General features: G+C 67.2%; 21 protein-coding genes. 8 read left to right on the plus strand and 13 right to left on the minus strand.

Annotation, left to right across the window (positions count from 1 at the left end; translation table 11 throughout):
* Positions 1-447 precede the first annotated feature (447 nt).
* From codB to codA, 3 genes are read left to right on the plus strand one after another with little or no spacing between them, the layout of a single operon-like run.
* Positions 448-1,707, plus strand: coding sequence for a cytosine permease (gene codB, locus HNP46_RS10100; RefSeq protein ID WP_184588373.1), 1,260 nt, complete (start codon positions 448-450; stop codon positions 1,705-1,707).
* A complete protein-coding gene (locus tag HNP46_RS10105; RefSeq protein WP_184588375.1) occupies positions 1,704-2,915 on the plus strand; it encodes a PucR family transcriptional regulator in 1,212 nt (403 codons plus the stop codon). The genes codB and HNP46_RS10105 overlap by 4 nt, the downstream gene beginning before the upstream one ends.
* Before the next feature lie 22 nt (positions 2,916-2,937).
* Positions 2,938-4,179, plus strand: coding sequence for a cytosine deaminase (gene codA, locus HNP46_RS10110; RefSeq protein WP_184588377.1), 1,242 nt, complete (start codon positions 2,938-2,940; stop codon positions 4,177-4,179).
* A 992-nt stretch (positions 4,180-5,171) separates the two neighbouring features.
* On the opposite strand, the gene lysA is transcribed toward codA, so the two are convergent.
* Positions 5,172-6,416 (minus strand): diaminopimelate decarboxylase, encoded by a 1,245-nt coding sequence (gene lysA, locus HNP46_RS10115; RefSeq protein WP_184588379.1) that lies wholly within the window; start codon positions 6,414-6,416, stop codon positions 5,172-5,174.
* A 79-nt stretch (positions 6,417-6,495) separates the two neighbouring features.
* A complete protein-coding gene (locus HNP46_RS10120) occupies positions 6,496-7,431 on the minus strand; it encodes a LysR family transcriptional regulator (RefSeq protein WP_184588381.1) in 936 nt (311 codons plus the stop codon).
* Between the two features lie 111 nt (positions 7,432-7,542).
* Here HNP46_RS10120 and HNP46_RS10125 point away from each other — a divergent pair, with 111 nt between their 5' ends.
* Positions 7,543-7,917 carry a hypothetical protein gene (locus HNP46_RS10125; protein ID WP_184588383.1) on the plus strand — a complete coding sequence of 125 codons (375 nt, stop codon included), beginning with the start codon at positions 7,543-7,545 and terminating at the stop codon, positions 7,915-7,917.
* Positions 7,918-8,183: 266 nt separating this feature from the next.
* Here the strand turns inward: HNP46_RS10125 and HNP46_RS10130 are convergent, their stop codons facing one another.
* The 5 genes from HNP46_RS10130 to HNP46_RS10150 all read right to left on the minus strand — a co-directional run bounded on the left by HNP46_RS10130 (position 8,184) and on the right by HNP46_RS10150 (position 15,181).
* Positions 8,184-8,942: a hypothetical protein gene (locus HNP46_RS10130; RefSeq protein WP_184588385.1), complete on the minus strand. Its 759-nt coding sequence runs from the start codon at positions 8,940-8,942 to the stop codon at positions 8,184-8,186.
* A gap of 55 nt (positions 8,943-8,997) precedes the next feature.
* Positions 8,998-12,084, minus strand: coding sequence for an error-prone DNA polymerase (locus tag HNP46_RS10135; protein WP_184588387.1), 3,087 nt, complete (start codon positions 12,082-12,084; stop codon positions 8,998-9,000).
* Complete coding sequence (locus tag HNP46_RS10140; RefSeq protein WP_184588389.1) at positions 12,081-13,490, minus strand: Y-family DNA polymerase; 1,410 nt, start codon at positions 13,488-13,490, stop codon at positions 12,081-12,083. Before HNP46_RS10140 ends, HNP46_RS10135 begins: the two co-directional genes overlap by 4 nt.
* Positions 13,491-13,497: 7 nt before the next feature.
* Positions 13,498-14,112: a translesion DNA synthesis-associated protein ImuA gene (gene imuA, locus HNP46_RS10145; RefSeq protein WP_184588391.1), complete on the minus strand. Its 615-nt coding sequence runs from the start codon at positions 14,110-14,112 to the stop codon at positions 13,498-13,500.
* A gap of 289 nt (positions 14,113-14,401) precedes the next feature.
* On the minus strand, positions 14,402-15,181 hold the full coding sequence (locus tag HNP46_RS10150; protein ID WP_184588393.1) for an AraC family transcriptional regulator: 780 nt from the start codon (positions 15,179-15,181) through the stop codon (positions 14,402-14,404).
* 303 nt (positions 15,182-15,484) lie between these two features.
* On the opposite strand from HNP46_RS10150, the gene hppD reads away from it, so the two are divergent.
* The 3 genes from hppD to HNP46_RS10165 all read left to right on the plus strand — a co-directional run bounded on the left by hppD (position 15,485) and on the right by HNP46_RS10165 (position 17,935).
* The gene (gene hppD, locus HNP46_RS10155) at positions 15,485-16,567 is read left to right on the plus strand and encodes a 4-hydroxyphenylpyruvate dioxygenase (RefSeq protein ID WP_184588395.1); all 1,083 of its coding nucleotides are present in this window, start codon (positions 15,485-15,487) and stop codon (positions 16,565-16,567) included.
* 52 nt (positions 16,568-16,619) lie between these two features.
* Positions 16,620-17,261: a maleylacetoacetate isomerase gene (maiA, locus tag HNP46_RS10160; RefSeq protein WP_184588397.1), complete on the plus strand. Its 642-nt coding sequence runs from the start codon at positions 16,620-16,622 to the stop codon at positions 17,259-17,261.
* Between the two features lie 296 nt (positions 17,262-17,557).
* Positions 17,558-17,935 carry an MliC family protein gene (locus HNP46_RS10165; RefSeq protein WP_184588399.1) on the plus strand — a complete coding sequence of 126 codons (378 nt, stop codon included), beginning with the start codon at positions 17,558-17,560 and terminating at the stop codon, positions 17,933-17,935.
* 873 nt (positions 17,936-18,808) lie between these two features.
* On the opposite strand, the gene HNP46_RS10170 is transcribed toward HNP46_RS10165, so the two are convergent.
* Positions 18,809-19,723 (minus strand): nucleoside-binding protein, encoded by a 915-nt coding sequence (locus HNP46_RS10170; protein WP_184588401.1) that lies wholly within the window; start codon positions 19,721-19,723, stop codon positions 18,809-18,811.
* 249 nt (positions 19,724-19,972) lie between these two features.
* Between HNP46_RS10170 and arfB the strand changes: the two genes are divergently transcribed.
* On the plus strand, positions 19,973-20,386 hold the full coding sequence (gene arfB, locus HNP46_RS10175) for an alternative ribosome rescue aminoacyl-tRNA hydrolase ArfB (protein WP_184588403.1): 414 nt from the start codon (positions 19,973-19,975) through the stop codon (positions 20,384-20,386).
* Between the two features lie 290 nt (positions 20,387-20,676).
* Here arfB and HNP46_RS10180 read toward each other — a convergent pair whose 3' ends face one another.
* The 5 genes from HNP46_RS10180 to glcD all read right to left on the minus strand — a co-directional run bounded on the left by HNP46_RS10180 (position 20,677) and on the right by glcD (position 26,800).
* On the minus strand, positions 20,677-22,365 hold the full coding sequence (locus tag HNP46_RS10180; protein WP_184588405.1) for a lactate permease LctP family transporter: 1,689 nt from the start codon (positions 22,363-22,365) through the stop codon (positions 20,677-20,679).
* Between the two features lie 244 nt (positions 22,366-22,609).
* On the minus strand, positions 22,610-23,008 hold the full coding sequence (locus HNP46_RS10185) for a heme-binding protein (RefSeq protein ID WP_184588407.1): 399 nt from the start codon (positions 23,006-23,008) through the stop codon (positions 22,610-22,612).
* Complete coding sequence (glcF, locus tag HNP46_RS10190; protein WP_184588409.1) at positions 22,987-24,261, minus strand: glycolate oxidase subunit GlcF; 1,275 nt, start codon at positions 24,259-24,261, stop codon at positions 22,987-22,989. Before glcF ends, HNP46_RS10185 begins: the two co-directional genes overlap by 22 nt.
* Positions 24,261-25,301 carry a glycolate oxidase subunit GlcE gene (gene glcE, locus HNP46_RS10195; protein ID WP_184588410.1) on the minus strand — a complete coding sequence of 347 codons (1,041 nt, stop codon included), beginning with the start codon at positions 25,299-25,301 and terminating at the stop codon, positions 24,261-24,263. The genes glcF and glcE overlap by 1 nt, the downstream gene beginning before the upstream one ends.
* Complete coding sequence (gene glcD, locus HNP46_RS10200) at positions 25,301-26,800, minus strand: glycolate oxidase subunit GlcD (protein ID WP_184588412.1); 1,500 nt, start codon at positions 26,798-26,800, stop codon at positions 25,301-25,303. The genes glcE and glcD overlap by 1 nt, the downstream gene beginning before the upstream one ends.
* Between the last annotated feature and the right edge of the window lie 9 nt (positions 26,801-26,809).

A 26,809-nucleotide genomic window follows, 5' to 3' on the forward strand; every position in this document is an offset into this window, starting at 1 on the left:
CTTTTTCTTGTTGGCGGGCAATTCATGGCTATGGGCCATCTGCCGGTGACGCACAGAAGGCGGAACATTGAGGAGAGTCTGCCTGTGTCGGTCTGGGCCGGACTTGTTGTCCGTGCCATTTCCTTGTCTGGGGGTGACAGGGTGTCGCAGGGAGAAAGTGCAGTGTGGAGCAGGGCGTTGCGCGGGTAAATCCGCCAAGCGGTAGCGATCTGGATCAAGGCTTCGTCAGCTTTTGGTGCGAAAAAGCTGCATCGTGCCCCGAAAATCCGCACAATGCACATTTGAGCTATCTTGAAACGCCGTTACACCCACCGGAAGTGTGCATTGTGAACAGTTCACAATGTTCGACATGCTCAAAATTTCCGCGTCGTTCCTGATTGGCTTTTCCGGCCCGCTATTTGCGTTGGCCGGGAGTCCTCAACCAATCCTCGCGGAGATCCCCCTTAAATGAGTTCCCCCAGTGAATTCCCCCTGAGCGCGACGCCCAGGGACGGGCGCAAAGGCCTGCTGCCCATCGCCATGGTCCTGTTCAGCTTCACCTTCTTCACCGGCACCATGTTCGCCGGCGGCAAGATCGGCATGGCCTTCGACTTCGTCGACATGCTCTGGGTCGCCTTCATCGGCAACGTGCTGCTGGCCGTCTACGCCGCCGCCCTGGGCCTGATCGCCTCGCGCAGCGGCCTGAACACGGTGCTGATGGGCCGCTTCTGCTTCGGTGAGCGCGGCAGCAAGCTGTCCGACTTCCTCCTCGGCTTCGCCGAACTGGGCTGGTACGCCTGGGGCACCGCCACCGTGGCCATCGTGCTGGTGAAGATGCTGTCGCTGCCGGAATGGCTGAACATTCCGCTGATGGTGGTGTTCGGCCTGCTGTTCTCGATCACCGCGATCATCGGTTTCAAGGGCCTGGACATCATGTCCCGCGTCTCGGTGCCGCTGATGTTCATCCTGCTGGTGGCGTCGATGGTCATCGCCACCAACCACGCCGGCGGCTGGAGCGGCCTGCTGGCCAAGGAACCGAGCCAGACCCTGACCTTCTCCGCCGCCGTCACCATGGTCTTCGGCACCTTCGCCAGCGGCGCGACCCAGGCCACCAACTGGACGCGCATGGCCCGCAGCGGGCGCATCGCGGTGATCGCCAGCGTGGTCGCCTTCCTCATCGGCAACGGCTTGATGATCGTCGCCGGCGCCTGGTGCGCGATCGTTTACCAGAACGCCGACATCGTCGAAGTGATGGTGCTGCAGGGTCTGTCCTTCGCCGCGGTGATCATGCTCTGCCTGAACCTGTGGACCATCCAGGGCCCGACCATCTACAACGTCTCTGCCGCCGCCTGCCACCTGGTGCGCAGCGAGCGTCGCCGGACCATGACCCTGGTGGCCGCCGGCATCGGCATCATCCTCGCCATCGGCGGCATGTACGAATGGCTGATCCCGTTCCTGGTGCTGCTGGGCTCGATCATCCCGCCGCTGGGTGGCGTGATCATGGCCGACTACTGGTATCGCAACCGTGGCGAATACCCGGCGCTGGTGGGCAGCCACATCCCGGCGTTCAACGTGACGGGCCTGGTGTCTTACGCGGTGGGCGCCGGCCTGGCCTACGCCTCGCCGTGGATCGCGCCGCTGGTGGGCATCGCCGCTTCGGCCATCTGCTACATCGTCCTCACCGAAGTCACCCGCGCCCGCGCGCCGGTGGCCGAGCCGCGCGCTTGAGCCTGAGCGTCGAGGAAATCCTCCGCCTGCCGGGGCTGGAAAGCCTCACGCTGCGGGCCGGCGCGCGCAACGTGCATCGCAGCGTGCGCTGGTCCTATGTGGCGGAGAACGTCGGCATCGCCGACTGGGTAATGGGTGGCGAACTGGTGTTCGTCACCGGCATCAACCACAGCCGTGACGAGGCCAACCTGCTGCAGCTGGTGCGCGAAGGCGTCGCCAGCGGCATCGCCGGCATCGTCATCCTCACCGGTGACGAGTTCATCCAGCGCATTCCGCGATCCGTGGTACTGCTGGCCGAAGCCGAAGGGCTGCCGCTGATCGAGCAGCCCTACGCGCTGAAGATGGTCATCGTCACCCACCTGATCGGCACGGCACTGGTGCAGATGACCCAGGTGAAGACCTCGCGCCGCGACATCCTCGGCCAGTTGCTCAGCGGCGACTTCCCCAGCCTGGAGATCGTCCGTCGTCGCGCGCAGCACCTGGAGTTGCCGCTGGAAGCCCCGCGCCGCCTGGTGGCGTTGCGGCTGTCGGGTGTCGATACGCTGTTCCAGCAGCACGAACCGGAAGAGGCCGAGCGCGCTCTGCAGCAGACCCGCCAGCGCCTGCTCGACCATCTGGAGAACTGGCAGCAGGAGCGCCCCGAGCGCCTGCCGGTGGTGATCCAGGGCGACCTGTTCGTCCTCCTGCTGACGGATGTCGAGCGCGCCGAGCTGCACGCCCTGGCGGCCGAACTGCAACAGGAACTGGCGCCGCTGCGCGCCTACCTTGGGCTTTCCGCCCGTGCCGAATCCTGCGCCGAATTCCCCCGCGCGCTGCTCGAAGCGCGCCAGGCGCTGGATGTCGCCGAAGGCATGCAGGCACCGGGCGGCTTCTGTGACTACCGTGAACTGGGCGTGCTGCGCCTGCTGCGGGCGATTCCCGATCGCGCGGTGGTCGAGCAGTTCGTCAAGGACACCCTCGGCCCGCTCAACGACGTGGGCCGCAAGCAGCCGCACCTGCTGATCGAGACGCTCGACGCGCTGGTCCAGGAAGGCGGCAACGCGCTCAAGGCGGCACAGCGCCTGGGCATCCATCGCAACACCCTGAACCAGCGGATCGCGCGCATCGAGGCCCTCAGTGGCCAGTCCCTGGACGACGCGCAATTCCGCCTGAATACCTCCGTGGCGCTGCTCATCTGGCGCATGTCCGCTGCGCCGCGCCACGAATAGCCTGAAGAGGACCTCCGAGCCCATGAAAATCATCAACGCCTCCCTGCGCAAGCAGACCGGCCTGTTCACCATCCGCTGCGAAGGCGACGTCATCGCCGAAGTCATCCAGCAAGCCGGCAGCGTCACTGCCAGCGGTGACGACATCGACGCCCGCGGCAACCTGGCCATCGCCCCGCTGGTGGAACCGCACATCCACCTCGATGCCACCCTGACCGCCGGCGAGCCGGAATGGAACATGAGTGGCACGCTGTTCGAGGGCATCGAGCGCTGGGCCCAGCGCAAGGAAACCATCACCCATGAGGACACCAAGTCCCGCGCCCACACCACCATCCGCATGCTGGCCGCCCACGGCATCCAGCACGTGCGCACCCACGTCGACGTGACCGATCCGACCCTGGCCGCGCTCAAGGCCATGGTCGAGGTACGTGAAGAGGCGCGGCACCTGGTGGACCTGCAGATCGTTGCCTTCCCACAGGAGGGCATCGAGTCCTACGAAGGCGGTCGCGAGCTGATGGAAGAGGCGATCCGCCTGGGCGCGGACGTGGTCGGCGGCATCCCGCACTTCGAGAACACCCGCGAGCAGGGCGTCAGCTCGATCAAGTTCCTGATGGACCTGGCCGAGCGCACCGGCTGCCTGGTGGACGTGCACTGCGACGAGACCGACGATCCGAACTCGCGCTTCCTCGAAGTGCTCGCCGAAGAGGCCCGCGTGCGCGGCATGGGCGGTCGTGTCACCGCCAGCCACACCACGGCCATGGGTTCCTACGACAACGCCTACTGCTCCAAGCTGTTCCGCCTGCTCAAGCGCTCGGGCATCAACTTTGTCTCCTGCCCGACCGAGAGCATTCACCTGCAGGGCCGCTTCGACACCTTCCCAAAACGCCGTGGCGTGACCCGCGTCGCCGAGATCGACCGCGCCGGCATGAACGTCTGCTTCGGCCAGGACTCGATCAAGGACCCGTGGTACCCACTGGGCAACGGCAACATCCTGCGCGTGCTGGATGCCGGCCTGCACATCTGCCACATGATGGGCTTCGACGACCTGCAACGCGCCCTGGACCTGGTCACCGACAACAGCGCCCGAGCGCTGAACCTCGGTGCGCGCTACGGCATCGCTGCCGGCCGTCCGGCCAACCTGCTGGTGCTGGGGGTGGAGAGTGATTACGAGGCGGTGCGCCAGCAGACCAAGGCGCTGTACTCGATCCGCAATGGCCGCGTGCTGATGAAGCGTGAGCCGGAGCAGGTGGAGCTGGTCGAGGGCTGATTTCCAAAAGCGGGACGGTGCATAACGTCAAACGTTATGCACCCAAGGAGTCCGACGATTTTCTCCGGTGGCGTAGGAGCGGACCTTGTCCGCGAAATCCCGCGCGGCGTACGCCGGTATTTCCCACTACGAGCAACCGTCAGCGCCATCTGTAGGACCGAGGGGGACGCCCAGTTCTTGCTCGCGAACCGCCTGGCAGGTTTGTGAACTTCCTGGAGCGGTGGACCTTATCCGCGACGCCCTTGGGTGGGTGTGTATGCGCCGCTTCGGCGCGCGCGCGGGCTCTGTGTTTCGCCCCCTCGGGCGAGTTACTTTCTCAAACGCCAGAAAGTAACCAAAGGGCCTGCCCCTGCCATCCGGCTTTTCGCTTCGCGAGAAGTACCCTCGGCTCCTCGCAGTCCCAGGGGCCCGCGTTGACGGGCCATCCCTGGCCCGACAACGCTCTCGCGACATCCATGTCGCTCAACCCCTGGAACTCCGATCACCTTCGGCCTCCTGAAAGGGGCACTTCGGCGCGTGCGGATGTTTCGCTGGAAGACATCAAAAGCAGGAGCAGGAGCAGGAGCAGGAGCATGAGCATGAGCATGAGCATGAGCATGAGCATGAGCATGAGCATGAGCATGAGCATGAGCATGAGCATGAGCATGAGCATGAGCCTACGGCAACCTGCGAACGTAGGGCGTATAACCCGGCACGGGTTATACGCCGCCTGCCTCACGGCGGATAACGCTGGCGCGTTATGCGCCCTACGAGGTCAAGACTTTCCCGGTGGCGTAGGAGCGGACCTTGTCCGCGAAATCCCGCGCGGCGTACGCCGGTATTTCCCATTGCGAGCAACCGTCAACGCCATCTGTAGGATCGAGGGGGACGCCCAGTCCTTGCTCGCGAATCGACACCCGACGGAAATCGCTGGCTGACCCATTGCGGGGCAGGCAATCCTGCTGGCTGGACAGGCTCAGCGCCAGATGGCGGCGAGCCTGCTCAGGCCGTCATCACCCCAGGTCTTCTTCCAGCGCCAGCAGTTCCTCGACGCGCTGGCGGCGGCGGATCAGCCTGGCGTCGGCGCCTTCGAGCAGCACCTCGGCGATCAGCGGGCGGCTGTTGTAGTTCGACGACATCGACGCGCCATAGGCGCCGGTGTCTTCGATCAGCAGCAGGTCGCCGACCTGGGAGCGCGGCAGGGCGCGGGGGATGACCACGCCGCCATCGCCCTGGGTGAACACGTCACCGGACTCGCACAGCGGGCCGGCCACCACGGTATCGATCACCTCGCGGCTGGCCACGTCGCCGGCCAGTACGCGGATGCCGTGGTAGCTGCCGTACATGGACGGGCGCATCAGCTCGTTGAAGCCGGCGTCCACCAGCACGAAGTGGTTGCGACCGGCGTCCTTGGTGGCGCGCACCTCGCTGAGCAGGCAGCCGGACTGGGCGACCAGGTAGCGGCCCGGCTCGATCTCCAGGTGCAGCTTGTGCCCTACCACGGTCTCGGCGGCCTTGCGCGCCTGGTCCCACAGCTGGAAGTAATGCGCGGTGTCGACTTCCGGATCACCGGCGCGGTAGGGGATGGACAGGCCGCCGCCGGCGGAGATGCCGGACAGGTCGTGGCCGGCGTCCTTCACCTGCTGCACCAGGCCGAGCATGGCTTCGCCGACCTGGGCCAGGTGGCCGTAGTCGACGCCCGAACCGATGTGCATGTGCAGGCCGACCAGGCGCAGGCCGCGCTCGCGGATCACGTCCAGCGCAGCGCGCAGGTCGCTGTGCCAGATGCCGTGCTTGGAGTGCTCGCCGCCGGTGTTGGTCTTGTTGCTGTGGCCGTGGCCGAAACCGGGGTTGATGCGCAGCCAGACCGGGTGGCCGGGGGCGACTTCGCCCAGCTGGCGGAGCATGTCGATGGAGCCGGCATTCACCGGGATGCCGTGCTCGACCACGGTTTCCAGGGTGGCGCGGTCCAGCAGGTCGGCGGTGAAGACAATCTCGGATTCATCCTCGCGGCACGAGTAGCCGGCAGCCAGGGCGCGCAGCAGTTCGCCCTGGGACACCGCGTCGACCTTCACCCCCTGTTCGCGCATCAGGCGCAGGATGTGCAGGTTGGAGCAGGCCTTCTGGGCGAAGCGGATGATGTCGAAGCTCTTCAGGCGCTCGATCTGGCCGCGGATGGTGGCTGCGTCGTAGATCCACAGCGGGGTGCCGAATTGCAGGGCGAGCTGTTCGGCGCGGGGCAGGGCGAGGAAAGTCATGAATGGGCTCCAAAGGTAGATGGCGCTAGTCTACCGGGCCTTTTCTCAACTGAATAATGCCGCTTGTTATCGGGTCAATTCAATTTTGATATAGGGTGCAGCCGACGCCGGCTTCGCGCAGGCGCTGCACCAGCACGCCAGCTTCTGCCTGGAGCGCCGCGACGAAACGCTCGCGCAGCGGGGTGGCGGGGCGGTACAGCGGTTTCGCCACGCTGACCTGGAACGGTAGCGAGAAGGCCAGCGGCCGCAGCTGGATGCCCTGGCCCTGGAACATCAGCGCGGTGATCGGGTTGACCACGGCCAGGCCCAGGCCGGCGCGGACCATGCTGCACACCGAGACGGCGCTGTGGGTCTCCACCTGCATCTGCCGCTGCACGCCGGCACCGAGGAATACGGCGTCGATCAGGTGCCGGTAGCGGTCGCTGGTGGCCAGGCTGACGAAGGGCTGGCCGGCGAAATCCGCCGCCTCCAGGCGCTCGCGGGCCAGCAGTGGATGGCCGTCCGCGAGGATGCATACCTCGTCCACCGCCAGCAGCGGCTGCAGCTCGGTGCCGCGCGGGGCGTCGTCGTTCTCGATCAGGCCGATATCGTGGTGCTGGGCGCTGAGGGCTTCCTCCAGGTGCGGCGACTCCAGCGCCGCCACCTCCAGGCTGATGGCCGGGTTCTCCCGGCTGAAGCGCTTGCAGGCATCGGGCAGCAGCGCCTGGGACAGCGCCGGCAGGCAGCCGATGGAGAACTTGCCCGCGGCGAACTGCCCGAGGCTGCCGGCGAAGGCAACGATACGGTCCAGCCCGCTGAAGGAGCGCTCCACTTCCTCGAACAGCATCAGCGCCCGTGCCGTCGGCGCCAGGCGCCCGCGTTCGCGCAGGAACAGCTCGAAGCCGACCAGTTGCTCCAGCCGCGCCAGCTCGCGGCTGACCGTGGGCTGGCTGGTGTGCAGGAATGCCGCCGCGCGGGTGACGCTGCCGGTGGTCATCACCGCGCGGAAGACTTCGATGTGGCGGAGGGTGATCATGCTCGGGGTCGCAGAGGGGAATGGCGGCAGCGTAAGGCGTCCGCGCAGTGTTTCGCAAATCGGCCGGGGTTGTGTAGTGTCGGGCGGTCATGCAAAGGAGCGACAAGGCTGATGGAAGGCGAACAATCCATTCCCGGCGAACCCGGATTCGTACGGCTGGCTTGCTGGGTGCTGTTGGGCGCCGTGCTGGCCCTGGCGCTGAGCGCGGCGGGCATGGCGCTGGCGATGTTCCTGGTCATGGGCAGCGATATCTGGGCATTGAGCGATTTCGGTCGGTTCAACGCCATCTTCACCCCTGCGCTGGTGTGCAGCGCGTTGTTCGCCCTGGGCCAGATCTTCTGGCTGATGCTGCGCAGCCGCCTGGCTCGCGTGGTGCTGGTGCTGCTCTACGCGCCGCTGGCGGTGCTCATCTGGGTGGGCTTCACCGGGCCGTACCTGTTTTCGCTGTCGGTGGCCGAGCTGCTCATCTATCTCCTGGGAGGCTGAGCGCTCCCGGTAGGATGGTTGAAGCGCACAGGTAGGGCGAATAACGCCTCAGCCGTTATCCGCCGCAATGGCGGATGACCCGTTGCGGGTTATGCGCCCTACGTTTCCGGGAGGATGAACGCTCTTCGTAGGATGGGTGGAGCGCAGCGATACCCATGCGGTTGGTGCAGGGAATTGATGGGTATCGCTGCGCTCCACGCCATCCTACGAGGCTGCGGCCCTGCAAGATTCTGTTGGCGCCGTTGGGCTTGCACAGGGTGGGCGGGTCAACCCCCGGCGCGTTCGCACCAGCCCAGGTTGGTCTTGGCGGCGCGGACCTGGCGCAGGTAGCCGTCGCAGTCCGCCGGGGGCAGGTAGCGATCGCCGCTGTCGCAGATGGCGGTGTTGTCGTCCTGGGGGCCGCTGAAGCGCTTGGCGTCCTCGATCATGGATTCCAGTGTGCTGCGGCAGGCCTTGCCCTGGCCGAGCTTGGCCTGGGTCAGGGCCAGGTCGTTGCGGGTGGCCAGTTCGTCCAGCCAGTGGAGGGTGGCCTTGCAGTCGCTCAGCAGCGGGGCGAGCAGGCGTTCGGCGCCGGCGTAGTCCTTGCTGTCGTAAAGTTTCTTGAAGCGCTTGCGGGTCTGGCGCAGGGCTTCGGTGCTACAGCCGGGGGCCGGCTGCAGATAGCTGCCGTCGAAGCTGGCGCGGGCGCCGCAGTAGCCGCGGCAGTTCTCGTTCTGCTCGTTGCTGACCTCGATGGTGCTGCCCTGGCGCTTGAACGTGATGTGGCAGGTGCCGTCCTGCCAGTCCTCGCGCAGGTTGGCTTCACCGTTGCGGATGCTGCCGCCCAGGCTGCAGGAGTGGCCGTTGGCGCCCAGGGAGTCGAGGCTGAAGGTCTGTGCGCCCTGTCTGGCCGGCTCGATGACCAGCGTGCCCCAGCCTCCCTTGGCCAGGTATTCCCCGGCGGGCAGCGTGGTGTCGGCGGCGTGGGCGGTGCCGGCGAGGGCGGCGAAAAGCAGGGGGAGCAGCGAGCGTCCGTTCGGTTTCATGGATCCATCCAGGGTTTGTGTGGCAGGGGTGGATGATACCGCCGTCAGGGGGCTGCTAGTGGAAATCCTGGCTGCGCACGTCCAGCCCTTCGAGCAGCCCGCTGAGGTCGGTCAGCCGCCCGGCGATCACATGACGCACGCCGTCCTTGGCTTCCAGGGTGCCGTCCACCTGCATCAGGCGAGCGCTGAGGAAGGGGCGGCGCTGCTGTTCGGCGAGGTCGCGCCAGACGATCACGTTGACCATGCCGAACTCGTCTTCCAGGGTGACGAAGGTGACGCCGCTGGCGGTGCCGGGGCGTTGGCGGCCGACCACCAGGCCGGCGACGCGCACCGGGCGGTCGGCTTCCAGCGTGGTCAATTCCTTTGAGCTGCGGCAGCGGCGTGCCCTGAGGGCGCCGCGCAGCAGGGTCAGCGGATGCGGGCCGAGGGTGGTGCCCAGGGTCGCGTAGTCGGTGAGCAGGTCTTCGCCGCGGCTGGGCAGCGGCAGGCTGACTGGCGCTTCCTCGGTGACCGTACCGGCGAACAGCGGCAGTTGCGGCTCGACCCCGGCAATGGCCCAGCGCGCCTTGTGCCGGTGACCGACGAGGGCGCGCAGGGCGCCGGCGTCGGCCAACTGGTCGCGGGCGCGGCCATCCAGATGGGCGCGCAGGCAGAGGTCGGCGACATCGGCGAAGGGGCGTTGCCCGCGGGCCTGGGCCAGGGCGTCGGCAACGTCCTCGCGGAAACCGCGCACCATGCGCAGGCCGAGGCGGATCGCCGGCTGGCGTTCGGCGATGGGCTCCAGGGTGCAGTCCCAGTGGCTGTGGCGCACGTCCACCGGGCGGATTTCCAGGCCATGGCGGCGGGCATCCTGCAGCAACTGGTCGGGGCTGTAGAAGCCCATGGGCCAGCTGTTGATCAGCGCGCAGGTGAAGGCCGCCGGTTCGTGGCATTTCAGCCAGCAGCTGGCATAGGTGAGCAGGGCGAAGCTGGCGGCGTGGGACTCGGGGAAGCCGTAGCTGCCGAAGCCCTTGATCTGTTCGAAGATGCGGTCGATGTATTGCTGGGGATAGCCCTTGGCGCCCATCCGCTCGGAGAGTTTCTGGCGATGCGGCTCCAGGCCGCCATGGCGCTTCCAGGCGGCCATGGAGCGGCGCAACTGGTCAGCCTCGCCGGGCGTGTACTCGGCGGCAATCACGGCCAGCTCCATCACCTGTTCCTGGAACAGCGGCACACCCAGGGTGCGCTCGAAGACGGGCTTGAGCTCCTCGGAGGGGTACTCCACCGGTTCCTCCTTGTTCCGCCGCCGCAGGTAGGGATGGACCATGTCGCCCTGGATCGGGCCGGGGCGGACGATGGCCACTTCGATCACCAGGTCGTAGAAGGTCTCCGGGCGAAGGCGCGGCAGCATGGCCATCTGCGCGCGGGACTCGATCTGGAAAACACCCACGGTGTCGGCGCGGCTGATCATTGCGTAGGTCTTCTTGCACTCCTGCGGTAGCGAGGCGAGGGTGTAGCGCTCCCCGCGATAGCGTTCGATCAGGTCGAAGCAGCGACGCAGGGCGCTGAGCATGCCCAGGGCGAGTACGTCGACCTTGAGCAGACCGACAGCGTCTAGGTCGTCCTTGTCCCACTGGATCAGGGTGCGCTCGGGCATCGCGGCGTTCTCCACCGGCACCAGGGTTTCCAGCGGCTGCTGGGAGATGACGAAGCCGCCGGGGTGCTGCGACAGGTGGCGGGGAAAGCCGATCAACTGGCCGGTCAGCGCCAGCACGCGGCGCAGGATCGGGTTCTCCGGGTCGAAGCCGGCTTCGCGCAGGCGGTCGGCGTGCGGCGCTTCGCGGCTCCAGGCGCCGCAGCAGTCGGCCAGGGCGCCGACCTGATCCGGTGGCAGGCCCAGCGCCTTGGCCACGTCGCGCACGGCGCCGGCACCACGGTAGGTGCTGGCCACGGCGGTGAGCGCGGCGCGGCTACGGCCATAGCGCTGGAACACGTACTGGATGACTTCCTCGCGGCGGTCGTGCTCGAAGTCGACGTCGATGTCCGGTGGCTCGTTGCGCTCGCGGGAGATGAAGCGCTCGAACAGCAGCTTGGCCTTGGCCGGGTCCAGCTCGGTGATGCCCAGGGCGAAGCAGACCACCGAATTGGCCGCCGAGCCGCGCCCCTGGCAGAGAATGCTCTGGCGGCGGGCGAAGGCGACGATGTCGTGGACGGTAAGGAAGTAGCTGTCGTAGCCCAGCTCGGCGATCAGCGCGAGTTCCTTCTCCACCTGTTTGCGTGCCTGCTCGCTCTCGCCATCCGGCCAACGGCGTCTGATGCCTTCCTCGGTTTTCTCGCGCAGCCAGGTAGTCGGCGTATGCCCTTCGGGCACCAGCTCGCGCGGGTACTGGTACTCCAGATCGCCCATGTCGAAGGTGCAGCGCTGGGCAATCTCCAACGTCTGGGCCAGCAACTCGGCCGGGTAGATCGCCGCCAGCGCCTGCCACGGCCGCAGGTGCCGCTCGCCATTGGGATAGAGGTACTGGCCGGCCTCGTGCACCGGCAGGTGCTGGCGGATGGCGGTCATGCAGTCCTGCAGGGCGCGGCGGCCACGGGCGTGCATGTGCACGTCACCGCAGGCCACGGCGGGAATCCCCAGGCGCGCGGCCTGTTCACGCAGGCGACGCAGCTTGCCGGCGTCGTCCGGGCCCTGGTGCAGTTCCACGCCCAGCCACAGGCGCTCGGGGAACAGCCCACGCAGCCAGAGGCCGTCGTCGTCCTGCTCGTCCTGCGGCAGCCAGATCGCCAGCAGGTGTTCGAGGTTGCCGGCGAAGTCCGTGCGCACCAGGCGATAGCTGCCTTTCTCGGCGCGGCGCCGGGCGTGGGTGAGCAGGCGGCAGAGGTTTTCGTAGCCGGCCAGGTTCTCCGCCAGCAGCACCAGCTTCGGGCCTTGCTCGATGCTCAGCTCGCTGCCGGTGATCAGCGGGACCTGATGTTTCTTCGCCGCCTGCCAGGCACGGACGATACCGGCCAGGCTGCACTCGTCGGTGATCGCCAGGGCGCGGTAGCCGTGTTTCTTCGCCCGCGCGAACAGCTCGTCCGCGCTGGAGGCGCCGCGCTGGAAGCTGAAATTGGACAGGCAGTGCAGCTCTGCGTAACCGCAGCCTTCGACTGGCGCGCTCATGCGAACCAGCCATGCAGCAAAAGGGGGCCATCGTCACCCACCGGGCGGAACACCCAGGCGCGCTGGCCGCTGCGGGTGCGCACCTGGTAGTAGTCGCGGCGGATGTCTTCGCCGTCCCACCAGCCGGATTCGATGCGTTCCGGGCCGGCCAACAGGGCCGGAGCGAACTCGCGCAGCGGCTGGGGTTCGGCCAGCAGCCAGCCGGGACGGGGGATGCCGACGAGGGGCTGGAGTGGCGTGGAGCTGCCTTGCCAGGCGCGTTCCGGGCGGTGGTCGGCGCGGCCACCGAGGCTGTGCACGGCGTCGTCGCCGAGTCGGGCACGCAGGCGCTCGCGCAGCTGTTCCCAGGGCAGCGACTGCTGCGGGCGGTCGTCGAACAGCTCGCGGTGCTGCGGCACGAAGGGCGGCAGGTCTTCAGCCAGCAGCCGCACGCTGTGCACCGGGGCGCGCAGTTGCAGTTGTTCCAGGCGCCCGCGGGTCAGCTCGAAGAGCATCGCCGCCTCGCGCTCGGCGCTGAGCAGGCCGACCGGCATCTGCGTGTCGCTGCCTTCGTGATGCTCCAGGTGCAGGACGAAACGCTGCACGCCGCTGTCGCGCCCGGCGAGGAAGGCGGCGAGGTCGGCGGTCAGGCGGCGCAGCGGGAACAGCAGCGCCTGGGTGGATTCCACGTCGAAATTCAGCTCGATGCGCGACTCGAATCTATCCGGCGGCCGGTAAAACTCCAGGGCCAGCGGGCGCTGGCCGAGCAGGGTGTCGACCTGCCGCAGCACCTGCGGCGGGAAGCGCCGCGCCAGGCTCTCGCGGGGCAGGGCGAGCAGTTGCTGCAGGCTGCGCAGGCCCATGCGCCCCAGCGCGCTGGCGGCGTCGCGCTCCAGGCCCAGGCGTTCCAGCGGCATCCGGCCCAGGTACTGGCGCAGCTGCTGGTGGTCGTGGATCGCCAGGCCGTCGTGGCCATTGGCGAGGATGCGCGCGGCGGCCGGATTGGGCGCGGCGGTGATGCGGTGGCGGAAGCCCAGCCCGCCCAGTTCCTCGCGCAGACGCGCCTCGAAGCGCGGCCAGGGGCCGAACAGTTGCAGGCTGGACTGCACCTCCAGCAGCAGCGCACGTGGATAGTGCTGGCTGACCTGCGAGCTGAAGCCGTAGGCCCAGGCGGCCAGCAGGTTCTGCCAGCGCTGCACGTCGCGCAGGTCGTACTCGGCGGTGGCGAAGTCGCGGCTCAGGGCCTGGGCAGCGGTGAGCGACTGGCCGGGCTTGAGCCCCAGCGCCCGCGCGGCCGGGTTCACCGCCTGCAGCACGCGGCGCTGGGTCGGCCCGGCGAGCAGCGCCAGGGCGGCGTCCGGCTCGGGGCGGCCGCGCAGCACGCCGTCCATTGCCAGCTGTGGCAGGAGAATGCAGGCCCAGAGCATGTCGGTCTCAGTGCCAGGGCAGCGCAATGGGCCGCGCCGGCGCCAGGCCGCCACGGCACTTGAGCACGCGCAGCTGCGCGGGGTTGGCGTCCAGCGCCAGGCGTAAAGCGGCGGGCGAAGGGTTGAGCGCTTCGCGCTGGGAGCGATAGGCGATGGCCAGGGTCTGCCCGGTTTCGGCGGCCACCTGCAGACGTCGCAGGGCGCGGTCGTCGGCCTGTTGCGGCCAGCACAGTACGGCGCCGCAGCTGCCCGAACGCAGGCACTGCTCGGCGGCCCACAGTGCATCGCGGCCAGTGGCCTGGACGATGGCGAGTTGTTCCAGCGCGACGCCGGCGGCCTGCCAGGCGGCCGGGTAGGGTACGTGGGGCGGCGCCACCAGCACGATGCGCTCGCCTGCCGCGCTGAGCCGTGCCAGCGTCGGCCAGACCAGTTGCAGTTCGCCGATGCCCTCGGCGGCCAGGAGAATCTCGCTGAGCGCCGCTTCCGGCCAGCCGCCGCTGGGCAGGGCGGCGTCCAGCACGGCATGGCCGGTGGGCTGCAGGCTGGGCGGCAGCCCCTGGGGCTGGCCCTTCCAGACCTGGCGCTGGTGGAACAGGGTATCGAGCGCAACCACGCTGCCCATCACGGCTTCCCAGCCGGCGAACGGCGACGGTCATACGCCCGGCGGACGGGCCGGGGGAAGGAGTCGGAGGGGTTGTACATGGGGCTGCTCGGAAAATACTGTATGTATGTACAGTTTATCCGGTGGGAGATTGCCGTCAATGGCGGTTGGTCCGACCGGGAATTCATCCCGTTCGCTGTCTGAATTCCCGGCTCGACCAAGAATCCGGGACGCTGTGGTCGCGAGTTTTTCCGGCGGTTGTCGGCCATAAGAGGGCCATTGGCATCCCTCTGACCGCTCCTGGCCCGTGCTATCTCGCGCAATACTCCGACGGCGCCACCCCCAGCTCACGGCGGAACATCTCGCTGAAGCTTCCCGGCTGATAGCCCAGCCCATGGGCGATCTGGCTCACGGCGAAGCCTTCATTGAGCTGCGCCACCGCCGTGGCCAGCTGCACCTGCCGGCGCCACTGGGCGAAGCCCATGCCCAGGCTGCGCTGGAACAGACGGGCGAGGGTGCGCACGCTGGCGCCGGCGTCGGCGGCGTGCTGCTCGAAGGAAATCTCCTGGCTCGGCTCGGCCATCACCGCCAGGCACAGGTTCAACAGACGACGGTCGGAGTCGTCCGGCAGCGGCACGCGCAGCAGCAGGCTGCGGGCGCGCTGCAGCTCCAGCACGGCCAGTTGCGACAGCGCCTGGTAATACGCGGAGTCGGACTCGCTCTCCTGCTGCACCAGGGTGACGATCAGCTCGCGCAGCAGCCCGCCCACCTCGAACGCCTGCACCTGCTCGCCGAGGGAGTCCGCCGTTCCGGGGCGCAGGTAGATATTGCGCATCTGCAGCTCGCTGACCACGCGGATGCCGTGGGGCACCTGCGGCGGCAGCCAGACTGCGCGGTTGGGTGGCACCAGCAACGCTTCGGAGGGCGTCTCCAGCCACATCACCCCGGACATCGCATAGAGCACCTGTCCCCAGTCGTGGCAGTGCGGCTCGATGTGCAGGCCGCGCGGGTAGCTGCGGGCAAGGGCACGCAGCGAGGCGGGGGTGGCTTCGAAGTCGGGGGGAGCGGCGCGGGCCGTAGTGCGGGCCATAGGGCGGTTCGGGCAGGGGAGATGGGCCGCATGGTAGCCGCCGCATGGCGGCCTGACGAGTACCGGCCGCTCGCAGTGGCAGGCTGGCGCACCACCTTGTCACGATTTCTTTACGCTGCGGCGGCATGCCGCACGGGGCTTTTGCCGGCGTAAGGATTTCTTTCCGGCCTTGCCAGGCAAAGCCGTAGCCAAGGCCTGGCGGGTGGCTTGTTACGAAGCCTCGCTGCGGTTGTGATGAAGGTATTCCAGACGCCTGGACGGCCCGTGTGCCGCTCCAGCCGATAACGACAACGAGGAGGCCGGATGAACGCCGTGACCAAGATCGAGCAACACAATCCCATCGGCACCGACGGCTTCGAGTTCGTCGAATTCACCGCCCCCGACGCCCAGGGCATCCAGCAGCTGCGCCAGCTGTTCACCGGCATGGGCTTCACCGAGACCGCCAAGCACCGCTCCAAGGAAGTCTTTCTGTTCCAGCAGAACGACATCAACATCGTGCTCAACGGCAGCCCCACCGGCCATGTCCATGAGTTCGCCAAAAAGCACGGGCCGAGCGCCTGCGCCATGGCCTTCCGGGTGAAGAACGCAGCGCAGGCCGCCGCCTATGTCGAATCCCAGGGCGCCACGCTGGTCGGCAGCCACGCCAACTTCGGCGAGCTGAACATTCCCTGCGTCGAAGGTATCGGCGGTTCGCTGCTGTACCTCGTCGACCGCTATGGCGACAAGAGCATCTATGACGTCGACTTCGAGTTCATCGAAGGTCGTACTGCCAACGACAACGCCGTCGGCCTGCTGTGCATCGACCACCTGACCCACAACGTCAAGCGCGGCCAGATGGACGTCTGGTCCGGCTTCTACGAGCGCATCGCCAACTTCCGCGAAATCCGCTACTTCGACATCGAAGGCAAGCTTACCGGCCTGCTGTCCCGCGCCATGACCGCGCCCTGCGGGAAGATCCGCATCCCGATCAACGAGTCGGCGGACAACAAGTCGCAGATCGAGGAATTCATCCGCGAGTACCACGGCGAAGGCATCCAGCACATCGCCCTGACCACCGACGACATCTACGCCACCGTGCGCCAGCTGCGCGCCAACGGCGTGGATTTCATGAGCACCCCGGACACCTACTACGCCAAGGTCGACACTCGTGTCGCCGGCCACGGCGAGCCGCTGGAGCAACTGCGCGAGCTGAGCATCCTCATCGACGGTGCGCCGGGCGATGACGGCATCCTGCTGCAGATCTTCACCAACACGGTGATCGGCCCGATCTTCTTCGAGATCATCCAGCGCAAGGGCAACCAGGGCTTCGGCGAGGGCAACTTCAAGGCCCTGTTCGAATCCATCGAGGAAGACCAGATTCGCCGTGGCGTGATCTCCGACCAGTAATTCGCTTGCCGGGCGGCCGCGCGGGTAGCGTGGCCGCCCGCGGAGAACCGCCATGCTCACCCTGTATTCCTACTGGCGCTCCAGCGCCGCCTACCGTGTGCGCATCGCCCTGGGGCTCAAGGGCCTGGCCTACCGCCAGGTGCCGGTGCACCTGGTGAAGGACGGCGGGCAGCAGCACGCCGCCGACTACCAGGCGCTGAATCCGCAGGAGCTGGTGCCGCTGCTGGTGGATGGCGACGTGCGCATCGCCCAGTCCCTGGCCATTCTCGAATACCTCGACGAAACCCATCCGCAACCCGGCCTGCTGCCGCGCGATGCCGTGCAACGCGCGCAGGTGCGTTCGCTGTCCCTGCACATCGCCTGCGACATCCACCCGCTGAACAACCTGCGCGTGCTGCAGTACCTCAGCGGCCCTATGGGAGTCGCGGACGAAGCGAAGAACGCGTGGATTCGCCACTGGGTCGAAACCGGCCTGCGCGCGGTGGAGCAGGGTGTCTCCAGTTGGAGCGGCCCGCTGTCCCTGGGCGAGCGCCCCGGCTACTTCGAGGCCTGCCTGATCCCCCAGCTGTACAACGCCCGCCGCTTCGATTGCGACCTTTCCGGCTGCCCACGCCTGCTCGCCATCGCCGCGCGCTGCGAAGCCCTGGAAGCCTTCCAGCAGGCCGCCCCGCAAGTGCAGCCGGACGCCCAGTGAGTTCTGCCGTTCGATAGCCCTGCCTCGCCCGTACCGGCGGCCAACCCGCTGTGCCTGGGCTTCGTGGTGCTCCTCCGCGGCGTCATGTTGCTCACCCCAGGTATCCAGGTGTCTGCGGTGTGGCTGCTGGTGATGGACGGCGGCTATCGTTCCAGGCGCCAGCCACTCGCGCGCAACGATGTGGCGGCGGTGTTGTCAGACCCAATTGCCCGACTTTGAGACGGGCCGCTCGAGATTGACCGTGCGGCCCGACCTTTCCTAGAGTGACCGGGCCATTTTTCGTCAGAGGGATACTCATGAAAAAAGCACTTTGGCTGCTCGCGGCGGCCGTGCCGGTCCTCCTCGTCGCCTGCGGCGGCGAAGAGAAGAAAGCGCCCCAGGTGGACGCGCTGGTCCTGCCAGGCGACGCCAAGCTGGATTCGCGCAGCGTCTCGTACAAGTGCGAGGACGGCCGCAAGATCAGCGTGCAGTACCTGAACAAGGGCGACAACAGCCTGGCCGTGGTGCCGGTGACCGATGCCTCCAGCCTGGTCTTCGCCAACGTCATCTCCGCCTCCGGCGCGCGCTATGCGGCGGGCCAGTATGTGTGGTGGAGCAAGGGCGAGGATGCCACCCTGTACAAGGACTGGAAGGGCGGTGAGCCCGCCGATGGTGTGGCCTGCAAGGAGAACTGATTCTCCGCGTGGTGCGTGTCATGAAAAAGCCCGGCAGATGCCGGGCTTTTTCGTTGGCTGGTGGGAGCGTGCCGGTGTTTCGGCTTGCGTAGGAGCGGACCTTGTCCGCGAAATCCGTCATGCACGTCTCCGCTGTCACTCGGGTTTTGCGTCTGCGTAGGAGCAACTGTCTTCTTCTGATCGTTCGTGCCTTGGATTTTCCCTCTCCCTAACCCTGGCTGCGCTCCCCGCTCCGAAGGGAAAGGGGACTGGTTCGGTGCCGGCTGAATCCACGGTGTCAGCCGGCACGGATAGCTCCCTCTCCCTTCAGGGAGAGGGCGGGGGAGAGGGCTGTCCCCGCGCAGAATTTCACGTAGGAGCGGACTTTGTCCGCGATGTCCTTGCCTGGGCTTGGGAGTGCCAGGCGCCGCCTTGGCATGCGCGCGGGCTCTGTGTTTCGCCCCTCGGCGAGTCACTTCTTCCAAACGTCGGAAGGCCGCCCCCAAAGAAGTAACCAAGAAGGCTTGCCCCTGCATCCGGTTTTTCGCTTAGGCGAAAAATACCCTCGTTGAAGCGAAGTTTCAGGGGCACGAACTAGGCGTCCCCCCGACGAAGGGCCATCCCTGGCCCATCGCGGCTCTCGCGACATCCATGTCGCTCAACCCCTGAAACTCCGCTCCAACGAGGCCTCCTGAAAGGGGCACTCCGCAGCGTGCGGATGTTTCTCTGGAAGTCTCCAAGAGCCAAAGCAAAAGCCAATGCCAAAGCCAAATGCAGGCGCATGCTTTTTTGTAGGAGCGAGCTTGCTCGCGAACCCACCCAGCTCTGGTACATCCCTGTAGACGTGGGCTATATCCGCGATCGTGTGCATTGGCGCGCTTCTAGGCGTTTTCGTCAGAAGGTGAACTCCATATTTACCGTCGGCGTCGAGGTGCGCGTGCCACGGCCGCCGTCCACGCCGAACTTGTTGTGCCAGTACTCGTAGCCCACGCCCAGCCACAGGTTCGGCTGGCGCTTGGTGCCAGGCAGGGTGGCGAACATCAGCGAGGTGCGCACCAGGGTTTCCGGCGCGGTGTCGTTGTCGTTGTAGTCCTTGCCCTTTTCCCCGGTGTAGTTGAGGAAGCCCTGGAACTTCGCCCCGTGGTCGCCCAGCTGGAAAGGCCGCAGCCAGGTCAGGTTGAGCATGTAGGTGGTGTCGAAGGTGTGATCGGGGTGTTTCACGTTGGGGATGCCGGAGTGGTTCTTCTCGCGGTAGTAGAACAGCGAGAGGTCCAGCACGCCGGGGCCGTTGAACTTGATGGTGGGGCCGAACACCAGCGCGCGCTTTTTCGCCGAGCCGAGGTTGTTGTTGCGGCTGGCGTCGAAGCCGAAGGTGAAGGCGTGGTCCTTCACCAGGCCCTTGCCCTGCGGCAGGTCGAACACCCGCGAAGCGTAGAGCTGGCTGCGGAACACGCCGTACACCTCGCTGCTGCCCTTGTCGGTGCCCTTGCGCGGGTCGTCGCTGTCGGACTGCAGCACATCGAGGTGGAAGAAGTTGCTGCCGTAGCGGTAACCATCGGCGTGGCTGAAGCTGAAGATGCGCTTGCTGATGTCGTGGGGATTGTTCGGGTTGGTGAAGCCCTTGCCGTAGCGGAAGCCCAGGGTGTTGCTGGTCCACTCGAAGAAGCGATCCTCCTCGGCCTGCGCCAGGCCCAGCGGGGCGAGCACCAGGGCGGTACCGAGGGCGAACCGGCGGCCGTTGCTCAGGCGGCGGCTGGAACGCGGTTGGGGGCGGGCGGCGCCAGGGGCCGTCGTCGCGGATGAAAGCATGCTGCACCTCTGTGTTGTTCTTATTTTTCGTGGCTTCGGGGCCGGCGTCCCGCAGGCGAACTGCGGGCGGTGACAGGCTGGGTTCTAATGGTGAATTGAGGACATTGCAAGAGAAACCTGTACACAAATACGTATACAAAAATTGACGCAAAAGTCAGGAACGCGCGCTCTACGCCGGGCTAGATAGCCTGGGGACAGGTGCGGCGATGCGCGCTATGCTGGCGATCATTTCCTCCCTGAATCCTTCCCATGCTGCAGATTTCCAACACGGTGCAGATCCCCGACGCCGAGATCGAGCTGAACGCCATCCGCGCCCAGGGCGCTGGCGGACAGAACGTCAACAAGGTGTCCAGCGCCGTGCACCTGCGCTTCGATGTGCGCGCCTCGTCGCTGCCGGAGTTCTACAAGGAGCGCCTGCTGGCGCTGAGCGACCAGCGCCTCACCAGCGAGGGCGTGGTGGTGATCAAGGCCCAGCAGTACCGCACCCAGGAGCAGAACCGCGAGGACGCGCTGAACCGCCTGGCGGAGCTGATCCGCAGCGTGGCGAAGGTGGAGAAGAAGCGCCGCCTGACCAAGCCGACGCTGGGCTCGAAGACGCGCCGGCTGGAGGGCAAGAGCAAGCGCGGGGCGATCAAGGCGGGGCGGGGGAAGGTGGATTTCTGAAGCGTGGTGGCGGTTGGATTTCCGTGCTCGGGCGGTCCCCTCACCCCAGCCCTCTCCCGGAGGGAGAGGGGGCCGATTGTGCCGGCTGACAGCGTGGTTTCACTTTGCGCCGAACAGTCCCCTCTCCCGCTTGCGGGAGAGGGTTAGGGTGAGGGGCTGTTGCTCTTCGTAGGAGAGAACTCCAGTCCCGTAGGGCGCATAACCTGGCACAGGTTATCCGCCGCCCTCCGCACGGCGGATAACGCTGGCGCGTTATGCGCCCTACACAAAGCTACCGCCCTTGTGCGTTGTCAGTGCACCAGCATCCCCGTGAACACATAGGCCTGCGCCAGGGTGATCAGGCCGATGAAGGCGGCGAAGATCAGGCTGTGCTTGACCGTGAAGCGGAACAGGTCCGACTCGCGCCCGACCATCCCGGTGGCCGCGCAGGCCACGGCAATGGACTGTGGCGAGATCATCTTGCCGGTCACTCCGCCAGTGGTGTTGGCCGCCACCAGCAGCGTGTCGCTGACCCCGAGCTGGTGCGCGGTGGTGGCTTGCAGCGAGCCGAATAGGGCGTTGGACGAGGTATCCGAGCCGGTCAGGAACACCCCCAGCCAGCCGAGGAACGGCGAGAAGAACGGGAACGCCGCGCCGGTCCCGGCGAGCACCAGCGCCAGGGTGGTGGACATCCCCGAGTAGTTGGTAACGAAGGCGAAGGCCAGCACCATGCCGATGGTCAGCACCGGCCACTTCAGCTCCTTGAGCGTCTCGCCGAAGGTCGCCGCGCCGCTCTTCACGCCGATGCGCAGGATGGCCATGGAGATCAGCGCGGCAAAGAAGATCGCAGTGCCGCTGGCCGAGACCAGGTCGAACTTGTAGATCGCCGGCATCGGCGTCGGGTTGGCGACGATGGGCGCGGCCTTCAGGACCAGCTGGTCGAGGTAGGGCACGGCGATCACCGCTACCCAGCTTTCCAGCGCGCCGCCGGGCAGGAACAGCGCCTTGAACGGCTTCATGGTCCAGATCGTCACCAGCACGGTGAGGATCAGGAAGGGCGACCAGGCCTTGATGATCTGCCCCAGGCTGTACTGCGATTGCGGACGCTGTCCGCCGCCACCCACGCTGCCCAGCGTCGCGGTGCCATCGGCGTTGATACTGGAGAATTCGTTCTCGCGCAGGTTCGCCGGCTGCCACACGCGCAGGAACAGGGTCAGGCAGACCATGCTCAGCAGCGCCGAGGTGATGTCCGGCAGCTCCGGGCCGATGTAGTTGGAGGTGAGGAACTGGCTGATGGCGAAGGTGCCGCCGGCCACCAGCAGGGCTGGCCAGGTCTCGCGGATACCGCGCCAGCCGTCCATCATCGCCACCAGCCAGAACGGCACGATCACCGACAGGATCGGCAACTGCCGCCCGGCCATGGCGCCAATCTTGAAGGCGTCCACCCCCGACACCTGCCCGGCGACGATGATCGGAATGCCCAGCGCGCCGAACGCCACCGGCGCGGTGTTGGCAATCAGGCACAGGCCCGCCGCGTACAGCGGGTTGAAGCCCAGGCCCACCAGCAGCGCCGCGGTGATCGCCACCGGCGCACCGAAGCCCGCCGCGCCTTCGAGGAAGGCGCCGAAGGAAAAGCCGATCAGCACCACCTGCAGGCGCTGGTCGGTGGTGATCGACAGCACCGAGCTGCGGATGATCTCGAACTGCCCGCTCTTCACCGTCAGCTTGTAGAGGAATACCGCCGCCACGATGATCCAGGCGATCGGCCAGAGCCCGTAGAAGAAGCCGTAGACCGCCGAGGCCAGGGCCTTGTCCACCGGCATGTGGTAGACGCTCACGGCGATCAGCAACGACAGCACCAGGGTGATGAAGCCGGCGACGTGGCCCTTCAGGCGAAACACCGCCAGGGCGAGGAAGAAGAAGATGATCGGCACCAGGGCCGCGAGGGCCGACAGCCCGAGGCTGCCGAGCGGGGTGTAGAGCTGCTGCCAGGTTTGCATGGGGATTGTCCCTTGTTGTTGTGGGTGGCAAAGCGTCAGCGCTGAGCGAGCGGAAAGGGTGGCGAGTGGTTCGGCGGCGCGTGGCAGCGCAGGTATTGAAAAAGCCCCGCAACGCGGCGCGTAGCGGGGCTTTTCAGGGCGAAGAGCGACAAGCTTTTCGGGGTGTCGCCGCCGGCTCGCTTGAGGCCGGCGACGACCCTGACCCGGCCTGTGCAGGCCTGTCGCGCTGGCCGCATGATCGCTGTCAAAGCGCGGCCACTCCGGCGCTGGCGACCTGGGCGTCTTCGCCGGCCTTGACTCCGGAAACGCCCACCGCGCCGATCACCTGGCCATCGACAATCACCGGCACGCCACCTTCGAGCGAGGTGATCAGGGGCGCGGTGACGAAAGCGGTGCGGCCGCCGTTGACCATGTCCTCATAGCCCTTGGTTTCGCGCCGGCCCAGCGCCGCGCTGCGGGCCTTCTCCGTGGCGATATAGGCGCTGGCCGGGGCGCAGCCGTCGAGGCGTTCCAGGGCCAACGGGTGGCCGCCATCGTCGACCACGACGATGGACACTGCCCACTGGTTCCGCTGTGCCTCGGCGCGCGCGGCGGCGAGGATGCGGCCGACTTCCTGCTGGGTCAGAACGGCTTTGTTGAGCATGCTTGCACCTCGCCTTGAAGGGATTCCAATGGCGCATCGGCGAGCGCCTCTTCCACCAGTTCGATCCAGTGCCGTACCGGCGTGCGGCCGGCGCCGCCCAGGTGCGTCTGGCAGCCGATGTTGGCGGTGACTATGACTTCCGGCCGGCCACTCTCCAGCGCCTGCAGGCGGTTGTCGCGCAGGCGTTTCGACAGCTCCGGCTGGGTCAGCGAATAGGTGCCGGCGGAGCCGCAGCACAGGTGGCCGTCCGGCACGCTGGTGAGGCTGAAACCCAAGCGGCCGAGTACGCCTTCCACGGCGCCGCCCAGTTTCAGCGCGTGCTGCAGCGTGCACGGGCAATGGAACGCCAGACGCCGATCGCCATGCAGATGCAATTCTTCCAGCGGCTCGGCGCGCAGCACCTCGGACAGGTCGCGGGACAGTTCGCTGACCCGTTTGGCCTTCGCCGCGTACTGCCTGTCGTGCTCCAGCAGATGACCGTAGTCACGGACGAAGGCACCGCAGCCGCTGGCGGTCTGCACGATGGCCTCGGCGCCGGCCTCGATGGACGGCCACCAGGCGTCGATATTCCTGCGCGCCCGCTCCAGCCCCTGCTCCTGGGCGTTCAGGTGATAGTCCACGGCGCCGCAGCAGCCGGCATCCGCCGCCGGGATCACGCTGATGCCCAGGCGATCCAGCACCCGCGCGGCAGCAGCGTTAGTGTTGGGCGAAAGCGCCGGCTGCACGCAGCCTTCGAGCATCAGCATGCGCCGCTGGTGGTGCGGCCTCGGGCGCTCCACGGCAGGATGTGGATGGCGTGGCAGCTTGCTCTGCAGGCTGTCGGGCAGCAGCGGATAGAAGGTCCGTCCGGCCTTGGCCAGCGCACCGAACAGCGCCGCATTCGGCACCACGGCGCGCAGGCCGCGACGCATCACCCGCTCGCTGAAAGTACGCGGCACCTGCTCCTCGACCACCGCGCGGCCGATGTCCAGCAGGTTGTGGTAGTCCACCCCGGAAGGGCAGGTGGTTTCGCAGTTGCGGCAGCTCAGGCAGCGGTCCAGGTGCTCGCGGGTGCTGGCGCTGGGTTCGACGCCTTCGAGCACCTGCTTGATCAGGTAGATGCGTCCGCGCGGGCTGTCCAGTTCGTCGCCCAGCAACTGATAGGTCGGGCAGGTGGCGGTGCAGAAGCCGCAGTGCACGCAGGATCGCAGGATGCGCTCGGCTTCCTCGGCGCGCGGCAGGTGCCTGGCCTGTTCGCTCAGGTTGGTTTGCATCAGAACTCCCTGTACATCCGGCCGGGGTTGAAGAGACCGTGCGGGTCGAGCTGCTGCTTGAGGCTCAGGTGATAGCGCAGCAGCGCGGCCGGTAGCGGGTGGAAGCCGTCGTCGCCCGGCGTGTAGCGCAGGGCATGGCCGCCGACCTCGGCGACGCTGCGGCGGATCAGTTCGGCATCCGCCTCGGACTTCAGCCAGCGTTGCGCGCCGCCCCAGTCGATCAGCTGTTCGCCCGGCAGGGACAGCGCCGGTGTGGCATTGGGCAGCGACAGCCGCCAGAGCGTGCCGGGGCCGGTGAAAAAGCCCAGGCGCTGCTCGCGCAGGTCCTGCCAGTAGCTGCTGTCGATCTCCTCGCCACCCAGGCGCAGGCGCGCGGAGCACACCGAACCTTCACCGCCTTCCAGGCGCAGGTGCAGCGCGCTGCCGTCATGGCTGGCGGCGGTGATCGGGATCGGTTGCGCGCCCCATTCGGCCAGTTCGCCCAGCGCCTGATGCACGTCCATCTCGATGCGCAGGCTGGCGCACATCCGCGGCTTGGGCAGCACCTTCATCGACACTTCGGTGATCACCCCCAGGCAGCCGAAACTGCCTGCCAGCAGGCGCGACAGGTCGTAGCCGGCGACGTTCTTCATCACCTCGCCGCCGAAGCGCAGCAGCTTGCCGTGGCCGGTGATCAGGCGGGTGCCCAGCACGTAGTCGCGCACCGAGCCGGACCAGGGCCGGCGCGGTCCGGAGAGGCCGGCAGCGACCACGCCGCCGAAGGTGGCGAACTTGAAACCCGGTGGCTCGCAGGGCAGCAGTTGCCCGGCCTCGTCCAGCGCCGCTTCGATCTCCGCCAGCGGCGTGCCGGCGCGGGCGGTGAGCACCAGTTCGGTGGGGTCGTAGCTGACGATGCCGCTGTGCAGCCGGGTGTCCAGTTCCACGCCGTTCACCGTGCGACCGAGGAAGGCCTTGCTATCGCCGCCACGAATACGCAGCGGTGTGCGGGCGGCGAGCGCGTGGTTCACCTGGTCGAGCAGGTCGGCGCTGGCATCGGGCATCAGAAGCGCTCCAGGTCGGGGAAGGGCAGTTGGCCGTGGTGCACGTGCAGGGCGCCGAATTCCGCGCAGCGGTGCAGGGTGGGGATGTTCTTGCCGGGGTTGAGCAGGCGGTCCGGGTCGAATGCCGCCTTCACCGCGTGGAACAGGGTCAGCTCGTCGCTGTTGAACTGCGCGCACATCTGGTTGATCTTCTCCCGGCCCACACCGTGCTCACCGGTGATGCTGCCGCCCACCGCGACGCAGAGTTCGAGGATTTTCCCGCCGATGGCCTCGGCGCGCTCCAGCTCGCCGGGCACGTTGGCGTCGAAGAGGATCAGCGGGTGCATGTTGCCGTCGCCGGCATGGAACACGTTGGCCACGCGCAGGCCGAATTCCTCGGACAGCTCGGCGATGCCGTGCAGTACGCGCGGCAGCTCGCGGCGTGGGATGGTGCCGTCCATGCAGTAGTAGTCCGGCGAGATGCGCCCGACCGCCGGGAAGGCGTTCTTGCGCCCGGCCCAGAAGCGCACGCGCTCGGCCTCGTCGCAGGCCAGGCGCACGTCGGTGGCGCCGGCCGCACGCAGCACGCCGTCGACACGTTCGCAGTCGTCCTGTACGTCGGCTTCCACGCCGTCCAGTTCGCACAGCAGGATGGCTGCGGCATCCACCGGGTAGCCGGCGTGGATGAAGTCCTCAGCAGCGCGGATCGACAGGTTGTCCATCATCTCCAGCCCGCCGGGAATGATGCCGGCGGCGATGATGTCGGCCACCGCGCGGCCGGCCTTTTCCACTGAATCGAAACTGGCCAGCAGCACCCGCGCCACTTGCGGGCGCGGCAGCAGCTTGACGGTGACTTCGGTGACGATGCCGAGCATGCCCTCGGAGCCGGTGAACAGCGCCAGCAGGTCGAGGCCGGGGCTGTCCAGGGCGTCGCTGCCCAGCGTCAGGTGCTCGCCCTCGACGGTGAGGATGTCCACCTTCAGCAGGTTGTGCACGGTCAGGCCGTATTTCAGGCAATGCACGCCGCCGGCGTTCTCGGCGACGTTGCCGCCGATGGAGCAGGCGATCTGCGAGGACGGATCGGGCGCGTAGTACAGGCCGTGCGGCGCGGCGGCCTGGGAGATCGCCAGGTTGCGCACACCGGGCTGCACGCGGGCGAAGCGCCCCTTCTGGTTCACTTCGAGGATGCGGTTGAAGCGCGCCATCACCAGCAGGATGCCTTTCTCCAGCGGCAGCGCGCCGCCGGAAAGCCCGGTACCCGCGCCGCGCGCCACCACCAGTACCTTGCGTGCGTGGCAGAGCTTCAGCAGCGCCTGCACCTGCTCGATGCGCTCGGGCAGCGCCACCAGCATCGGTACGGTGCGGTAGGCAGAGAGGCCGTCGCATTCGTAGGGTTTGAGGTCTTCGGCGCGGTGCAGCAGTTCGAGATCGGGCAGGGCTGCGCGCAGCTCGGCCAGCAGGGCGGACTTGTCGACGGCAGGCAGCACGCCATCGACGCGCTCGTCGTAGAGGATGTTCATAGGCTGACG

The sequence above is a fragment of the Pseudomonas nitroreducens genome, from assembly GCF_014204515.1.
In the GTDB taxonomy this organism is placed as follows: Bacteria; Pseudomonadota; Gammaproteobacteria; order Pseudomonadales; family Pseudomonadaceae; genus Pseudomonas; species Pseudomonas nitritireducens_A.

Excerpts from the sequence above, each read along its gene's own strand:
- HNP46_RS10130 (WP_184588385.1), bottom strand. The coding sequence starts at position 8,942 with ATGAAACCGAACGGACGCTCGCTGCTCCCCCTGCTTTTCGCCGCCCTC.
- HNP46_RS10140 (WP_184588389.1), bottom strand. The coding sequence starts at position 13,490 with ATGCTCTGGGCCTGCATTCTCCTGCCACAGCTGGCAATGGACGGCGTG.
- HNP46_RS10170 (WP_184588401.1), bottom strand. The coding sequence starts at position 19,723 with ATGCTTTCATCCGCGACGACGGCCCCTGGCGCCGCCCGCCCCCAACCG.
- maiA (WP_184588397.1), top strand. The coding sequence starts at position 16,620 with ATGCTCACCCTGTATTCCTACTGGCGCTCCAGCGCCGCCTACCGTGTG.
- codB (WP_184588373.1), top strand. The coding sequence starts at position 448 with ATGAGTTCCCCCAGTGAATTCCCCCTGAGCGCGACGCCCAGGGACGGG.
- HNP46_RS10185 (WP_184588407.1), bottom strand. The coding sequence starts at position 23,008 with ATGCTCAACAAAGCCGTTCTGACCCAGCAGGAAGTCGGCCGCATCCTC.
- codA (WP_184588377.1), top strand. The coding sequence starts at position 2,938 with ATGAAAATCATCAACGCCTCCCTGCGCAAGCAGACCGGCCTGTTCACC.
- glcF (WP_184588409.1), bottom strand. The coding sequence starts at position 24,261 with ATGCAAACCAACCTGAGCGAACAGGCCAGGCACCTGCCGCGCGCCGAG.
- HNP46_RS10135 (WP_184588387.1), bottom strand. The coding sequence starts at position 12,084 with ATGAGCGCGCCAGTCGAAGGCTGCGGTTACGCAGAGCTGCACTGCCTG.
- imuA (WP_184588391.1), bottom strand. The coding sequence starts at position 14,112 with ATGGGCAGCGTGGTTGCGCTCGATACCCTGTTCCACCAGCGCCAGGTC.
- HNP46_RS10180 (WP_184588405.1), bottom strand. The coding sequence starts at position 22,365 with ATGCAAACCTGGCAGCAGCTCTACACCCCGCTCGGCAGCCTCGGGCTG.
- HNP46_RS10150 (WP_184588393.1), bottom strand. The coding sequence starts at position 15,181 with ATGGCCCGCACTACGGCCCGCGCCGCTCCCCCCGACTTCGAAGCCACC.
- lysA (WP_184588379.1), bottom strand. The coding sequence starts at position 6,416 with ATGACTTTCCTCGCCCTGCCCCGCGCCGAACAGCTCGCCCTGCAATTC.
- glcE (WP_184588410.1), bottom strand. The coding sequence starts at position 25,301 with ATGCCCGATGCCAGCGCCGACCTGCTCGACCAGGTGAACCACGCGCTC.
- HNP46_RS10120 (WP_184588381.1), bottom strand. The coding sequence starts at position 7,431 with ATGATCACCCTCCGCCACATCGAAGTCTTCCGCGCGGTGATGACCACC.
- HNP46_RS10165 (WP_184588399.1), top strand. The coding sequence starts at position 17,558 with ATGAAAAAAGCACTTTGGCTGCTCGCGGCGGCCGTGCCGGTCCTCCTC.
- arfB (WP_184588403.1), top strand. The coding sequence starts at position 19,973 with ATGCTGCAGATTTCCAACACGGTGCAGATCCCCGACGCCGAGATCGAG.
- hppD (WP_184588395.1), top strand. The coding sequence starts at position 15,485 with ATGAACGCCGTGACCAAGATCGAGCAACACAATCCCATCGGCACCGAC.
- HNP46_RS10125 (WP_184588383.1), top strand. The coding sequence starts at position 7,543 with ATGGAAGGCGAACAATCCATTCCCGGCGAACCCGGATTCGTACGGCTG.
- glcD (WP_184588412.1), bottom strand. The coding sequence starts at position 26,800 with ATGAACATCCTCTACGACGAGCGCGTCGATGGCGTGCTGCCTGCCGTC.